Consider the following 13487-nt stretch of genomic DNA (forward strand, 5'->3'; position numbering starts at 1 on the left):
CGATGACGAGGGGGTGAGCCGTCATGGCTGAGCGTCTCACCTTCACTTTGGCGGGTCGCGATGAACTGTCCAGGGTCCTGAACGGGACCGCCGACAGCGCGGACAGGCTGCGGCTGCGGATGGCCGGCATCACCGCCGACAGCGACGGCCAGCTCCGCGACCTGCAGGGCCGGTTCGTGTCGGTGGACGAGGCCCAGCGGAGGCTCGGCGACCGGACGGACATCGTCCGGCGCCGCTTCACCGCGCTGTCCGGCGAAGCGGACAAGCTCGGCGACGCGATCAAGGCCAACCTCATCAGCCTGGCGCCGGCGGCGATCCCCGCAACCGCAGGACTGGCCGGGTCGGCGGCCGCGCTCGCCGGCCAGTTCGGTGCGGTCGCCGTGGCGGCCGGCGTCTACGCCCTGGCGCTCGGCCCGCAGATCGGCAAGATCGGCGAGGCCCGGGACGCGCAGGAGAAGTACGAGCAGGCCGTGGCCGCCTCCGGGCGGGGCAGCCAGGAAGCAGCCAAGGCGCAGCAGGAGTACCAGCGGCAGCTCGCGACGATGCCGCCCGCCACCCGCGAGGCGGCCGTCGCCGTCGGCCTGCTCGCGGACGGCTTCGAGGACTGGTCCGACTCGCTGGCCGGTGACGTCATGGGCCCGTTCGTTAAGGGCGTCGCCGTCACCAACCGCCTGCTGCCCGAGACGACGGGCCTGGTCAAGGGCGCATCCACGCAGTTCGACCGACTGATCACCCTGGCGGGCGGGGCGATCAACACACCGGGTTTCGACCGGCTGAACAACCGGTTCACCGACTTCACCGAGCGGACCATGCGCCGCGGCGTGGACCAGCTGACCGTGTTCCTGGACAAGCTCAGCCGCGGCGAGTACGACGGCGGCGGCCTGGCCGCGTTCTTCGACTACGCCAAGGAGAACGGGCCCCTCGTCTGGGACACGCTGGAGAACGTCGGCGAAGCCCTGATCACCGTGCTCGAAGCGGGCAGCGGTGTCGGTGTCGGCATGCTCGACGTCATCAACGCCCTGTCCGGGATCGTGTCTGCGGTGCCGCCGGACGCGATCGCCCTGCTGCTGCAGCTGGCCATCGCCATCAAGGCGGTCAAGCTCGCCGCGGCCGCCGGCGGCGCGGCGCCGGCGGCCGCGGCCGCGCTCGCTGTGCAGATCGGTGCGATGCGCGCGGCGGCGGCTGGTGCGCCCGGGCCGCTCGCTGCGACCAGCGCGGCGATCGCCACGCTGGGCCGTACCGCGAAACTCGCCATCGCCGGTACCGGCATCGGCCTGCTGGTGATCGCTCTGGCGGAGCTGTCGCAGTCAGGGCGTAGCACCGCGCCGGACGTGGACAAGCTGACCACGTCGTTGGGAGAGCTCGGCCGGACCGGCAAGGCCACCGGGTACGTGGCCGAGCAGTTCGGCAAGGACTTCGGGAAGCTGCGCGAGCAGATCCAGAAGGTCATCGACCCCAGCGTGGCCGACAGCATCGACAACTGGGGCGCCGACATCACGAACGGGATGCTGGACGCCAGTGACTCCATGGAGGAGTTCACCGCGAGCATGGAGTCGATCGACCAGGGGCTCGCCGACCTGGTCAGCGGCGGCAAGGCCGAGCAGGCAGCGGCCGCAGTCAAGGCCATGACCAAGGGCATGAACGCCGAGCAGGTCGCGAAGTTCACGGGCGAGCTCGACAAGTACAAGGAGGCGCTGGCCGCGCAGGCGTTCGAGCAGAAGATCGCCGCCCAGAGTATGGGCGTCTTCGGCGACCAGGCCATCAAGGTGCAGCAGCAGCTCGACGCGCAGGCCCAGAGCGCCGAGGGTTTGCGGCAGAGCATCATGGCGCTCAACGACGCCAACCGGTCTGCCTACGACTCAGAGATCCAGTTCGAGGCGTCCATCGACGCGCTCACCGAAGCGTTCAAGGAGAACGGGGCGACGCTCGACATCAGCTCCGAGGCTGGCCGGAAGAACGGCCAGGCCATGTCGGCGGCCGCGAAGGCTCACGACGAGATGATGGCGGCCGGCCTGGCGGCTGGCGACTCCCTCAGCTCGATGACGAAGAAGTCCGACCAGCTGCGGGGCGAGATGCTGCGGCTGGCCGAGAGCACGGGCATGACGGACGCCCAGGCCCGCGAGTACGTGAACACATTGCTCGGCACGCCCGGTGAGATCAAGACCGCGGTGAAGCTCGAGCGGCAGGACGCCATGACCGGCCTGCGCGCCGTGCAGGACGAGATCCGCAAGACCCCTGGGGCGAAGAGCGTCACGGTGGAGACGCTCAACGCCGCGGCGATCAAAGCGCTCGAGGCCGTCGGGCTGAAGACCCGCCAGCTGCCGGACGGCAGGACCGAAGTCTTCACGAAGAACGGCGGCGCCATCAGCAACATCGCCGCCGTGCGGCGCGCGCTGGACAGCCTCGACGGGAAGACGGCGCACACGTACACGACGCACCACGTCACCACGGTGCGGCGGGAGATCGCCGCGGCCAACACGTCCGGGCGGCCGCAGCAGGGTGAGGGTGGCTACTCCAAGTACGCCACTGGCGGCCCGGTCATTCCTGGCTTCCCTGGAGGTGGCCTGCTGCTGGGGCCAGGCACCAGCATGTCGGACTCCATTCCGATCTGGGCGTCCACCGGCGAGTACATCGTGAAGGCCGCGAGCGTGGCCAGGTACGGCGTGGCCTTCATGGACGCGCTGAACGAAGGGCGTCTTCCGGCGGGCCGCGCGGTCCGGCCCGGCATGCCTGCCCCCGCACCTGCGGCCACCGCCGGTACGGGCTCAGGGTCGCAAGTGACGTACATCGTCAACCCTCGGAAGTCCGTCATCGACATCAACGACCTGCGGCTGATCCAGCGGCAGGAAGAAGCTCGGCAGCGTGTGGGGAGGCCAGGCTAAATGCCCCTGATCACAGCCCCGGTCATCGCTCCAGAGGTGCCGGACGTCCCGCCGCCGATCGAGATACCGGAGATCGGCTACGCGTCGATCACGTACATCGACCCGGCCGGCGGGCGGTGGCCGATGACCGACCTGAGCGCGGACTGGTACACGCTCGCCGAGGGGGTGTCGGGTCTGGGGGCGGCACCGTATGTGCTGACGTCAGACCCGCACCCGCGCGGCGGCGCGCGGGTGCGGCATGTCCAGCCGCAGGCCCGCACCATCGTGTGGCCGCTGCTGGTCAAGGGCGCCGACCACATGGCCTTCACGGAGAACTGGCGGGCGGTGGGCCACGCGTTCACCCGGACGCTGCGGCCGGGCCCGGGCGGCCGGCCTGTCTCGCCGGGGATGCTCGAGGTGGCCCGCCCGGACGGCACCGCCCGCCGCATCGAGGTCGTCTACGCCGAGGGCTGGGACGGCCGTGGCCAGGTCGCGACCGGCATCACCTGGGACAGTGCGGTCCTCACCCTGTTCTGCGAGGACCCGTACTGGGTGGACGTCGTGCCGCAGACCGTGCACCGGGAGACCGGCACGCAGGTCGACTACCTGGTGCCCTACCCGTCCGTCTCCAGCTCCCAGGTGCTGGGCGCCACCACGGTGACCAACCCGGGCTCCGTCGACGTCTGGCCGACCTGGCGCATCACCGGCCCAGCGACGTCGATCACGTTCACCCGCAACGACACCGGCGCCCGCTTCACCCTCGACATGACCGACACCGTGCACGGTGCACTCCTCGCCGGGGAGACCGTCACCATCTCCACCGACCCGCCGCGCGCCCGATCCGCCACCGACGAGAACCTGATGACCGGCCTGAACTGGCCGGCGGCCGTGCTGTGGTCCCTCCCCCCGGGCAGAACGCCGGTGACCTTCCAACTGAACGGCGCCGAGGAGGGGTCAGCCGTGGACCTCACGTACTACCCGAGGTACGAGACCGCATGACGATCCAACTGCTGGTCACCGACCGGAACCTGAACTGGCTCGGTGACCCGCTCTCCGACTGGACCGACCTTAAGTGCGACCTCAACTTCAACAAGCCAGCCGCGGGCCAGGTCACGCTCCCAGCCTGGCCGGAGCACATGGAGCTGCTGCAGCCCGGCAACCGCCTGGTCGTCATCCGGGACGGAGCGATCTGGTGCGCGGGCCCGCTGGAGGAACCGCAGGATTACACCTGGGACCTCGAGTCCGATGCTGATCCCGGCACGGTCACCGTGCGCTTCAGCGACGACCTGGCCAGGATCGCCGGGTACCTCACCTACCCCAACCCTGCGGTGGCCTTCGGGGCGCAGACCACGACGTCGGATGCGCGGTGGATCCGCAGGGCTGTCAACGCCGAGCTCATCATCCGGTCCCTCATCGAGGAGAACTGCGGGCCGTCCGCGCTGGCGGCCCGCCGCATCGAGCAGCTGGTCCTCGACACGGTCGCCGGGGTCGGCACCCTCCGCTCCCTCACCACCCGGTTCGAGCCGCTCCTGGACGCCTGCCGTACCGCCGCCGCGTGGAACCGGCTCGGTTTCCGCACCCGCCAGGTCGGCAACGAGATCCGGTTCGGCGTGTATCAGCCGGCCAACCGCACTGGCACGGCCCGCTTCTCCCACGGCCTGGGCAACCTGCGCCGCGTCGCCTTCACCCTGGGCGCACCGCTCGCGACCAGCGAGCTGGTGCAGGGCGGCAACGACCCAAAACAGCAGGCGCCCTCGGGGGACCCGTCCAACGAGCGCGTGTACGTGGAGGTCACCTCCGGCGCGGCCGCGGACTGGTACCGGGTGGAGCGGCTCATCGAGGAGTCCGGCAAGGACGACACCGACGGCGAACTCACCCAGGCCGGGACGCTCGCCCTCGGCACCGACAACCCACAGGCCTCACTGTCCACCGAGACGGTGGACACGGAGGACCTACAGGCCGGCCGCGACTACGACCTCGGCGACAGGGTCACGGTCGTCCTGCCGACCGGCCTGGAGATCGCAGACGTCGTGCAGACGATCCGCCTCACCGCCAGCCCTGACGAAGGCGAGCTGGTCACCAGCGTGATCGGCAACAGCGACAAGACCACCACGACGGCAACGGTGCGCACCGTGCGGGACCTGGCCCGCCGCCTCGGACGACTGGAAGCGAGGTAACGATGGCGCAGAGTTCATGGCCGGACCCGGCCACCAACAGGGTGGTCACCGACGTCCAACACGAGCTGCTGGCGGCGAGGTTCAGCGACAACGGCGTCTACGGCAACCCGGCCGAGCCCGCGGTCGTGACGGCCGGGGTGGGCCTGACCGTGCAGGTCCGTGCCGACGTGAACGCCAGCGTGCGCGGGCACGGTTGGACGTCCGGCAGCACCGGCGTCACCCTCGCCATCGCCCCCAACAGCAGCGGCAAGACCCGCATCGACCGGATCGTGCTGCGGCTCTCCAGGACCTCGTGGACGGTGCGCGCCGTGGTCCTGCAGGGCACCCCTGGGGACGGCCCGCCCACCCTGACGACCGGCGAAGGCTTCAACAGCTTCGAGGTTCTCCTCGCGAACGTCAGCGTTCTCAACGGGGCCAACAGCGTGACCGTGACCCGCGGGGAGCGGTACGTCGGGTCCCGCATCCGGCCCACCAGGTCCACCGCGCTCACGGACCCGAACCCTCAGCTGGCAGACGTCAAGTGGGAGACGGACACCCAGCAGCTGCTGCTGTACGACGGCAACACCGACCGCACCATCTACTCCGATTCCGGTGAGATCAATGTGGGCTCGCCGCTGTCGGCGTGGAGCAGCAACGCGCAGCACATCCTGCAAGAACGGAACGGGTCGGTGCATCTGCGGCTGGGCAGCTGGACGCGGGAGGCGGGCACGCTGGGCGCCACCACCGAGTCCCGCCTGCCGGTGCTGATCCCCGCCAGGTACCGGCACCCGACCCGGGACCAGTACGGCCTGGCCTACGTCACTGGAGTCGAGATCGCGAGGTTCATCATCTACTCGGGAAACACCAGCCGGGCTGGCCAGATATGGCTGACCAACAAACCGGCCATCGCCAAGGGGCAGAACGTGCTGCCCATGTCCGGCATCAGTTGGGTGGTGTGACATGGCGCGGCACGAGTACGGGCGCGGCATGGCGGACTACGTGGTCCAGCCCACCGACGGACTGTGGGGAGTCGCCCCGGGGGCGATCATCACGTTCTGGGACGACCCCGACGTGGGCACCCAGTACACCGACCTGCTGGACGCATCCGGCGCCGCGGTCACCCAGATCACCGCCGACGAGCACGGGTTCATCCCCGGCTTCCAGGGACCGGACTCGGTCACCGGGATGTGGGCGGACGCGGGCGGCGAGTCACGGGCTTGGATGGAGGCGCGCAACGCGGGCGACAGCGGCGAGGCGGCGGCCGGTTCGGTGCGCGACTGGCTGAACGTCAGGGACTACGGAGCGGCGGGCGACAACGTCAACGACGACACTGCGGCGATCCAGGCCGCGCTCGCCGCGTGCCCGATGGGCGGCATCGTCTACCTGCCCGCCGGCGCCTACCGCACCAGCGCCCCGCTGACGATCCCCCCGGCCGTGACCCTCATGGGCACGCACGCCAACTTCATGGCGGTGGTCGGACTGGTCGACCCGCCGTGCTACATCAAGCCCCTGGCATCGTTCGTGGGGGACGCGGTCGTCAAGTTCCTGGACCAGGCCGAGGGCGGCTACTCCACCATCTCGGCCGAGCACCGCATCCTGAGCGTGATGATCGACGGATCGGCGGTCACCGCCCCGGGCCTGGACGGAATCCTCGCCAAGGGCAACATCCAGAACGTCGGGCTGCGCGACGTCACGATCCGCAAGGTCACCGGTGCGGGCATCAACACCCAGTTCAACGCGGGGTTCTTCCCCTACTCGTGGCGCTGTCACCGGGTGATGGTCGACAACTGTGGCTGGCACGGGTTCGCCGTGCAGGTGATGACGGACATCACCCTCGTCGACTGCCAGGCCATCGGTAACGGGGCCAACGGCTTCGAGATCAACAACGCCGCCAACAGCCAGATGATCGGCTGCCGTGCTGAGTGGAACGGCAACAACGGCGTCCACATCACCGGCGACTGGGCAACCGGCACCGGCTCCGGGGGCATGCTGATCGGCGACTGCAGCACCGACAGGAACGGTTTCAACGGCGTCCTGATCGACGCGGCCGGCAACCCGCCGATCCAGATCGAGAACCTGCACACCCGTCGCGACGGCCGCAACGACGGCGCGGGTGGCGGCGGGTACGCAGGTCTCGCCTGCGACGGCGCCACTGTGCCGGTCCTGGTCGGCATGGTCACCTGCTACCCGGGCACCGACGACGACGGCACACAGCAGAACAGCCCGCAGTACGGGGCCCGGTTCACCGACTGCACCTACGTGTCCGTCGCCTCCGGGTTCCTGCACGCCAACGAAGCTGGCTGGTCCGACGGCGGCGGCAACGGAGTGCTGCGCCGCGGCCTGAACATCGCCGAACGCACCGGCACCACCGCAGCCCCCGTCGACGCATTCGCCCCGCCCACCGACGTGGCCGGGAACCTGAACGTGGGCGGCTACGCTGCGCTCGCGTCCGGGCAGTCGGGCGGGCAGTGGAACATCTGGGACGGGCAGGCGAAGGCCCTGAACCTCGGGTCGGCCGGCGGCGGCATCGCGATCGCTGAAGGCGCCAACGCCCGCATGGGTGTCGCCACCCTGGCGGCCGGGACGGTGACCGTCGCCAACACGAGCGTCACGGCGACGACTCGCGTGGCCGTGTTCCGGCAGGCCGCGGGCGGCACCCTCGGGCACCTTTCCGCCGCCTCTGACCCGGGTATCGGCTTCACCATCACCTCGGACAGCGCGGCCGACACGTCGACCGTCGCCTACGTCCTGTTCGAGCCCGCGTAATCTCTGGAGGTCTCATGGCCACACCCCTGTCTGCGTCCGCGTTCCTCAAGGCGCTGCGCACCGAGGGCCTGACCGTCGTCGAGGTCGGCGACTGGCGCGACCACAACCGCAACCACAAGGGCCCCTGGGGTCCGGTGCACGGCGTGATGATCCACCACACCGTCACCTGGGGCTCGGCTCGCACGGTCGACATCTGCCGCATCGGCTACGCGGGCCTGCCCGGCCCGCTGTGCCACGGCGTCATCACCAAGGACGGCCGGGTCCACCTCGTCGGCTACGGCCGCGCCAACCACGCGGGCCTGGGCGACGACGACGTCCTCCGGGCGGTCATCGCCGAACGGACCCTGCCCAGCGACAACGAGGCCAACACCGACGGCAACCGGCACTTCTACGGCTTCGAGTGCGAGAACCTCGGCGACGGCGACGACCCCTGGCCGGACGTCCAGGTCGAGGCGATCGTCCGCGCGTCCGCCGCGCTGGTGCGGGCGCACGGCTGGGGCAAGGACGGCGACACCTCCGTCATCGGCCACGCCGAGTGGCAGCCCGGGAAGATCGACCCGCGCGGCGTCTCCATGAACGGTATCCGCCGGCGCGTCGCCGAGCGGCTCCAGCATCCCGCCAGCTGGTCACGCGGCAGCACCAGCACCTACACCGTGCGGAAGGGCGACACCCTGTGGTCCATCGCCGCCGCCAAGCTCGGCAACGGCGCCCGCTGGCGGGAGATCGCCAGCCTCAACAAGCTCGCCGACGCCGACGCGATCGTGCCCGGCCAGAAGCTCAAGCTCCCCAAGAAGTGAGGTAGCCCCATGCGGATCTCAAAGATGTGGAAGGCGATCGTCGCCGCGGCGGCCGCGGGCACCGGCTCCCTGTCCGTCGCGGTCACCGACGACGTCGTCACCGCTGCCGAGGGTTGGGCGGCCGGCCTCGCGGTCCTGGCCGCGCTCGGCTTCACCTGGGCCGTGCCCAACCGGCAGGCCCTCGAGGACTCCTGATGACGTCCCCCGACCCGGGCGTGTACATCAGCCCGGCGCAGACGTACCAGGAGGTGAGGGATCTGGCCAAAGCGGTTGGCCGCATCGAGGTCAAGCTCGACAGTGTCCTCGACGAGACCAAGGACATCCGCTCGGACATGCACGACCACGAGCTGAGGATCCGCACCCTCGAACGGGCCCGCTGGCCCCTGCCGACCCTCGGCGTTCTCGCCGGTGTCGCCGGGGCGGCCACGGGCGCGATAGCCCTCTTCGTCAGATAACTACGGCCCCGCTCTCCTTCGGGAGGGCGGGGCCACTTTCGTCATGCCCGAGACGCTTTACGCCTAAGTGTCAGTGCCGAACCGTAATATGAGTACGCGTCACCCACATGGGTGATGCCCAGACATAGCTATGCCCCCGCGCGGTATAGGGCCGCCGGGGGCGTGGCACCAGCAGGAGGTAACAGCTCCATGGTGCGGAAAGACTCTATCGCGCCCGATCCCGTAAGCCACGGCCACGCGTCGTTCTTCACCGGATCTCCTCGGTGACGGCCAGCGAGCGCCGCCGCTTCAACTCGGCTGAACGCGTCGCCCTCTACCTTGCAGCCGACGGCAACTGCCAGCGCTGCGGGACCCCACTCGAACCCGGCTGGCACGGAGACCACATCGAGCCGTACTCGGCTGGCGGGCCCACCGATGTCACCAACGGACAAGCCCTCTGCCCCACCTGCAACCTCAAGAAAGGTTCCACCGCCTCCATGGATCTGCGTGTCTGGCAGGACGAAGCCCTCACCCGTTTCCTGAAGAACAACGACGACTTCCTTGCTGTAGCGACACCAGGTGCCGGTAAGACGACCTTCGCCATCGTGGCAGCCCAGAAACTCATCCAGCGTGCCGACATTCAGAAGATCATCGTGGTTGTTCCGACAGCTCACCTGCGGGAGCAGTGGGCGCAGGCCGCGAGCGGCTTCGGTGTGCAGCTCGACTACAAGTTCGCGAACAGCAACACCACGCTGGCCCGCGACTTCGACGGGGTCGTTGTCACGTACGCAACGATCGCGGCACAGCCTCTCCTGTGGAAGCGCATGACGGCCAGCAAGCGCACCCTCGTCGTCCTGGACGAGGTCCACCACGCCGGCGAGGACGAGCACCTGTCCTGGGGGCCCGCGCTCAAGGAAGCATTCGGGGGCGCGGCCCGCCGCCTGCTGCTGTCCGGGACCCCGTTCCGCTCCGATGGGCGAGCGATCCCGTTCGTCACCTACGACGAACAGCGCAAGTGTGTTCCGAGCTACAACTACGACTACGGCACCGCGCTCGCGGACCGCACCGTCGTGCGCCCCATCGCCTTCCCCGCGCTGGACGGCAACGTCCGATGGAGGGACGCCGGAGCGATCGTCTCCACCGACCTTGCGGAGACCGACGAAACCACTCTGGCCAACGCGATGCGGTCGGCGTTCGACCCGGACGGCAAGTGGATCGGTTCCGTGCTGCGCCGTGCCAACGAGGAGCTGACGATCCTTCGCGAGGAGGTACCGGACGCCGGCGGCCTGGTCATCGCCGCCGACCAGTACAAGGCCCGGAGGTATGCCGCGATCCTCGACAAGATAACCGGCGAGAAGACCACCGTGGCCATCTCGGACGACCCGGACGCCTCGCAGCACATCACGGCGTTCTCCAAGGCGTCCTCGAGGTGGATCGTTGCCGTGCAGATGGTCTCCGAAGGCGTGGACATCAAGCGTCTCGCCGTGGGTGTCTACGCCTCACGGACCAAGACGGAGATGTTCTTCCGCCAGGTCGTCGGCCGCTTCGTGCGTATGCGCTCGGCTGAAGACGAGACCACGGCCACGCTGTTCATCCCCTCCATCCAGCCGCTGCTGAAGTACGCACAGGACATCGAACGCACCGTCGACGCGGTCCTGTCCGAGCAGATGAAGAAGGCGCGGCAGCCCCGCGACGGCAACGCCTCGGGGATGCTCGAACTGGACCTGGTCCAGCCCATCGACTCGTCGGAGGCGCTGCACCACTCCACGGTCTTCGGCGGGGAGTCGTTCACCGAGGACGAACTGCTCCGCGCGAAGAACTACGCGCAGGACGCCGGGATGCCGGCCAGCGTGACGCCGGCCCAGGTGGCGACCATCATCCGCAGGGCGACGGGCGGAAAACTCCTCACCACCGCCAAGATCCCCGCTTCGACTGTGCCCGCGGACGAGGCTCCGCTCACCGAACAGAAGACCGACACCCGCCGCGTCATCAAGCGCCTCGTTGGCCAGCTCAGCCGCGCTACGGGCACGCCCTACGCGCACATTCATGGAGACCTGAACAGGGTGTGTCAGGACACGGCAGCAACGGCGACACTCGAGTCGCTGAACAGGCGGGTAGAGCTGCTGGAGAAGAAGCTGCGGAGCCTGGCATGAGTACGGCGAGTGCGAATGCGGTCCTCGTCGAGGCGCTCGGCTCGTCGCTGCGCCGCGGCGGCAACGCCCTCGAGGACGTGCCGGCTCTGGTGAAGCGTGTCCTGCGCGAGGAGGCGTGGCGGGAGTACGTCACGCCGCGCGGTGAGGTGATCCAGCACGATAGGTTCGCTGACTTCATCACCACGCCACCGACAGCTGGGCTCGGCGCCTCGGTAGACCTAGTACGGCGGATTGTGCTGCCCGACCCGGAAGCGCTGGATCTCCTGGACCAGGCCATCGTGGGGAGGCAGGGCGAGCGCACAGACCTCGTTTCTAATAGAAACGAAGTTCCCCGCCCGGTGGGCACCACAAAGGCTGCGGCCCTCCGCAAGCTCCGCAAAGACAAGCCCGAGCTGCACGCCGATGTCCTCGCCGGACGGCTCTCAGCACACGCCGCCATGATCCAGGCGGGATTCCGGCCCAAAACCGTGAGTGTCCCCGTCGATCGGCCGGAAACCGTTGCACGGACACTCCGGAAGAACCTCGCTCCGGAGGATCTCGCAGAGCTGGTCCGTCTGCTCAGCGAGAAGCAGTAGATGCCCCCTCCAGGCCGCCGCCTGACCGTCTCTGGCACCACGGTCCCCACCGCCTTCGGGTGGTGGGGGCGTTTTCGTCTGCCATGCTGTGGCGGATTCCGGATGGGGAGGATGCGATGACCGATACGCCGCTGACGCAGAAGCAGGCGCTTGCCGCGGTGATTCAGGCTCTGGGTGGCTCGTGGGACACGCAGCGTGCCGTACTGGCGCTGCGTGTGGCCGAACATGAGGCGAAGGATCAAGAGGCTGCAGAGAAGGCGGCCCGCACCAATCTCCGTGCCCTGGCCGACGACGGTCTCATCCAGAGGCCGGATCCGGGCGAGGCCGTGTACCGGCTGGCGTGACCGGCACACAACAGGCCCCTGCACGGCCCCCACCGCCTTCGGGCGGTGGGGGCCATTTCGTCATGTCTGGGGTGAGTCGACGACGAAGGAGCCCTTGCCGCGCACTGTGTGGATCAAGCCGCGTTCGACGAGCAGTTGCACCGCCGCCCGCGCGGTCGGCCGGGATACCCCGAACTCGTCAACGATCCCAGCCTCCGACGGGATGCGCCGGCGCGGCAGGTAGGTGCCGTCGGCGATGCGGGCAGCGAGGACCGCGGCGATCTGCTCGTACAGAGGCTCGGGCCCGTCGAGATCCACGGTCATATATCGACCGTAGGAGGCATACGACGATGCTTCTCGTCGTGTGACGTCACCTGACAACACCTGACAAGTGGCGTAGCTTCGGCACAGTGAAGACCCCCGCAGCCTGGCCGGGCTCGGGGGCGTGGACGACGCTGCGAGGAGCATCGCCATGTCGGAGACTACGCACCCCATCGCCTTACGGACAGACAGAGCCCTGCTGCTGCCACTGCCCGAGGCCTCCACCCTGTCTGACGCCCAGCGCCGCGGCGCCGCCTGCGCCTGGTGCCGTATCCCTCTCACCACCGAGACGGCGCGCGACGCAGGCGAGCGCCCGGCGGCCGACGGCACCCGCATCTGGCCCCGCGGCTGCGCTCCCTGCGCCGGCCGGGCCGCCTACCGGCTGCTCCTCGACCACGCCCCCGCCTGCGCACGCTGCCAGACGGACCCCACCTGCCCGGTCGCCGTCGCCGCACAGCGCCTCATCAAGGAGGGCGGGCTGTGACCACGCCGAAGGACACGATGGAGGCCGCGCCGCTCCTGGGCCTGCCGCTCCCCGACCCGGCGCCCGCACTCGGCTGCACCGACTGCCAGCGCTGGGCCCGCCAGAGGGAGACCGCCCGCACCAAGGGTGACGGCACGTGGGTCTCCGACTGCAACGTCCGCATCCGCCGCTGCACCCACTGACCCCCGCCCGCCCCGACGCTCCCCCGTGCTCTGGAATGGGCGGGAGCCGCGGCCCCGACCGGTACGCCGATGCCGGTCGGGGCCGCATCCATGCCTGACCGTTGTGGCGTGCGGGGGAGTGCGAGACAATGGAATCAGCGCAGGTCAGACCTCACGCAGCCCGAGGGGATTGCGTGAGCGGTGCGTGAGCGGGGGTCCCCACGGGGGCCGGAATCCTCGGAGTGAGCCAGAGTCTCAGCCACTCGCCACCTGGGATTATCGGAGTGACTGGAGTGAGCCAGAGTGACCCGGAGCAATACCTAGCGACTCATAATCCGTCGGCCGTGGGTTCGAGTCCCACCCGCCCCACCATGTAGGCCCCTGACCTGACCTCCTAATGAGGTTGTCAAGCCGCAGAGGTGACGGGGACGGCAGGGTCGTAGCACCGTCCGTCAC

14 protein-coding genes are annotated in these 13487 nt (G+C 69.3%); 13 read left to right on the forward strand and 1 reads right to left on the reverse strand.

Annotation, left to right across the window (positions count from 1 at the left end; translation table 11 throughout):
- Positions 1–23 precede the first annotated feature (23 nt).
- The 11 genes from JL475_RS32670 (at position 24) to JL475_RS32720 (ending at position 12086) form a co-directional block, all read left to right on the forward strand.
- The gene (locus JL475_RS32670; RefSeq protein ID WP_202281820.1) at positions 24–2882 is read left to right on the forward strand and encodes a hypothetical protein; all 2859 of its coding nucleotides are present in this window, start codon (positions 24–26) and stop codon (positions 2880–2882) included.
- A complete protein-coding gene (locus tag JL475_RS32675) occupies positions 2883–3860 on the forward strand; it encodes a phage tail protein (RefSeq protein WP_202281821.1) in 978 nt (325 codons plus the stop codon). It abuts the gene before it with no gap.
- Positions 3857–5038 (forward strand): siphovirus ReqiPepy6 Gp37-like family protein, encoded by a 1182-nt coding sequence (locus JL475_RS32680; RefSeq protein WP_202281822.1) that lies wholly within the window; start codon positions 3857–3859, stop codon positions 5036–5038. The genes JL475_RS32675 and JL475_RS32680 overlap by 4 nt, the downstream gene beginning before the upstream one ends.
- Before the next feature lie 2 nt (positions 5039–5040).
- Positions 5041–5976, forward strand: a complete 936-nt coding sequence (locus JL475_RS32685; protein WP_202281823.1) for a hypothetical protein — start codon at positions 5041–5043, stop codon at positions 5974–5976.
- 1 nt (position 5977) lies between these two features.
- Positions 5978–7783 (forward strand): right-handed parallel beta-helix repeat-containing protein, encoded by a 1806-nt coding sequence (locus JL475_RS32690; RefSeq protein WP_202281824.1) that lies wholly within the window; start codon positions 5978–5980, stop codon positions 7781–7783.
- A gap of 14 nt (positions 7784–7797) precedes the next feature.
- Positions 7798–8580, forward strand: coding sequence for an N-acetylmuramoyl-L-alanine amidase (locus JL475_RS32695; RefSeq protein ID WP_202281825.1), 783 nt, complete (start codon positions 7798–7800; stop codon positions 8578–8580).
- Between the two features lie 9 nt (positions 8581–8589).
- The gene (locus JL475_RS32700; RefSeq protein ID WP_202281826.1) at positions 8590–8775 is read left to right on the forward strand and encodes a hypothetical protein; all 186 of its coding nucleotides are present in this window, start codon (positions 8590–8592) and stop codon (positions 8773–8775) included.
- The gene (locus JL475_RS32705; RefSeq protein WP_202281827.1) at positions 8775–9035 is read left to right on the forward strand and encodes a hypothetical protein; all 261 of its coding nucleotides are present in this window, start codon (positions 8775–8777) and stop codon (positions 9033–9035) included. The genes JL475_RS32700 and JL475_RS32705 overlap by 1 nt, the downstream gene beginning before the upstream one ends.
- Before the next feature lie 263 nt (positions 9036–9298).
- Entirely contained in the window at positions 9299–11167 is a 1869-nt protein-coding gene (locus JL475_RS32710) for a DEAD/DEAH box helicase family protein (RefSeq protein ID WP_202281828.1), read from the forward strand.
- Positions 11164–11742 carry a hypothetical protein gene (locus tag JL475_RS32715; protein ID WP_202281829.1) on the forward strand — a complete coding sequence of 193 codons (579 nt, stop codon included), beginning with the start codon at positions 11164–11166 and terminating at the stop codon, positions 11740–11742. Before JL475_RS32710 ends, JL475_RS32715 begins: the two co-directional genes overlap by 4 nt.
- A 116-nt stretch (positions 11743–11858) precedes the next feature.
- A complete protein-coding gene (locus JL475_RS32720) occupies positions 11859–12086 on the forward strand; it encodes a hypothetical protein (RefSeq protein WP_237408957.1) in 228 nt (75 codons plus the stop codon).
- A gap of 60 nt (positions 12087–12146) precedes the next feature.
- Here the strand turns inward: JL475_RS32720 and JL475_RS32725 are convergent, their stop codons facing one another.
- Positions 12147–12389 carry a GntR family transcriptional regulator gene (locus JL475_RS32725; protein ID WP_202281831.1) on the reverse strand — a complete coding sequence of 81 codons (243 nt, stop codon included), beginning with the start codon at positions 12387–12389 and terminating at the stop codon, positions 12147–12149.
- Between the two features lie 148 nt (positions 12390–12537).
- Between JL475_RS32725 and JL475_RS32730 the strand changes: the two genes are divergently transcribed.
- Together JL475_RS32730 and JL475_RS32735 are read left to right on the forward strand one after the other, a co-directional pair.
- Entirely contained in the window at positions 12538–12870 is a 333-nt protein-coding gene (locus JL475_RS32730; protein WP_202281832.1) for a hypothetical protein, read from the forward strand.
- Positions 12867–13052, forward strand: coding sequence for a hypothetical protein (locus tag JL475_RS32735; RefSeq protein ID WP_202281834.1), 186 nt, complete (start codon positions 12867–12869; stop codon positions 13050–13052). The genes JL475_RS32730 and JL475_RS32735 overlap by 4 nt, the downstream gene beginning before the upstream one ends.
- Positions 13053–13487 lie beyond the last annotated feature (435 nt).

The organism is Streptomyces sp. M2CJ-2 (assembly GCF_016757295.1).
GTDB lineage: Bacteria > Actinomycetota > Actinomycetes > Streptomycetales > Streptomycetaceae > Streptomyces.

What these genes read in the sequence shown, in the direction of transcription:
- JL475_RS32715 (WP_202281829.1), top strand. Translation starts at nt 11,164, where the DNA reads ATGAGTACGGCGAGTGCGAATGCGGTCCTCGTCGAGGCGCTCGGCTCG.
- JL475_RS32730 (WP_202281832.1), top strand. Translation starts at nt 12,538, where the DNA reads ATGTCGGAGACTACGCACCCCATCGCCTTACGGACAGACAGAGCCCTG.
- JL475_RS32675 (WP_202281821.1), top strand. Translation starts at nt 2,883, where the DNA reads ATGCCCCTGATCACAGCCCCGGTCATCGCTCCAGAGGTGCCGGACGTC.
- JL475_RS32680 (WP_202281822.1), top strand. Translation starts at nt 3,857, where the DNA reads ATGACGATCCAACTGCTGGTCACCGACCGGAACCTGAACTGGCTCGGT.
- JL475_RS32670 (WP_202281820.1), top strand. Translation starts at nt 24, where the DNA reads ATGGCTGAGCGTCTCACCTTCACTTTGGCGGGTCGCGATGAACTGTCC.
- JL475_RS32695 (WP_202281825.1), top strand. Translation starts at nt 7,798, where the DNA reads ATGGCCACACCCCTGTCTGCGTCCGCGTTCCTCAAGGCGCTGCGCACC.
- JL475_RS32700 (WP_202281826.1), top strand. Translation starts at nt 8,590, where the DNA reads ATGCGGATCTCAAAGATGTGGAAGGCGATCGTCGCCGCGGCGGCCGCG.
- JL475_RS32705 (WP_202281827.1), top strand. Translation starts at nt 8,775, where the DNA reads ATGACGTCCCCCGACCCGGGCGTGTACATCAGCCCGGCGCAGACGTAC.
- JL475_RS32685 (WP_202281823.1), top strand. Translation starts at nt 5,041, where the DNA reads ATGGCGCAGAGTTCATGGCCGGACCCGGCCACCAACAGGGTGGTCACC.
- JL475_RS32725 (WP_202281831.1), bottom strand. Translation starts at nt 12,389, where the DNA reads ATGACCGTGGATCTCGACGGGCCCGAGCCTCTGTACGAGCAGATCGCC.
- JL475_RS32690 (WP_202281824.1), top strand. Translation starts at nt 5,978, where the DNA reads ATGGCGCGGCACGAGTACGGGCGCGGCATGGCGGACTACGTGGTCCAG.
- JL475_RS32720 (WP_237408957.1), top strand. Translation starts at nt 11,859, where the DNA reads ATGACCGATACGCCGCTGACGCAGAAGCAGGCGCTTGCCGCGGTGATT.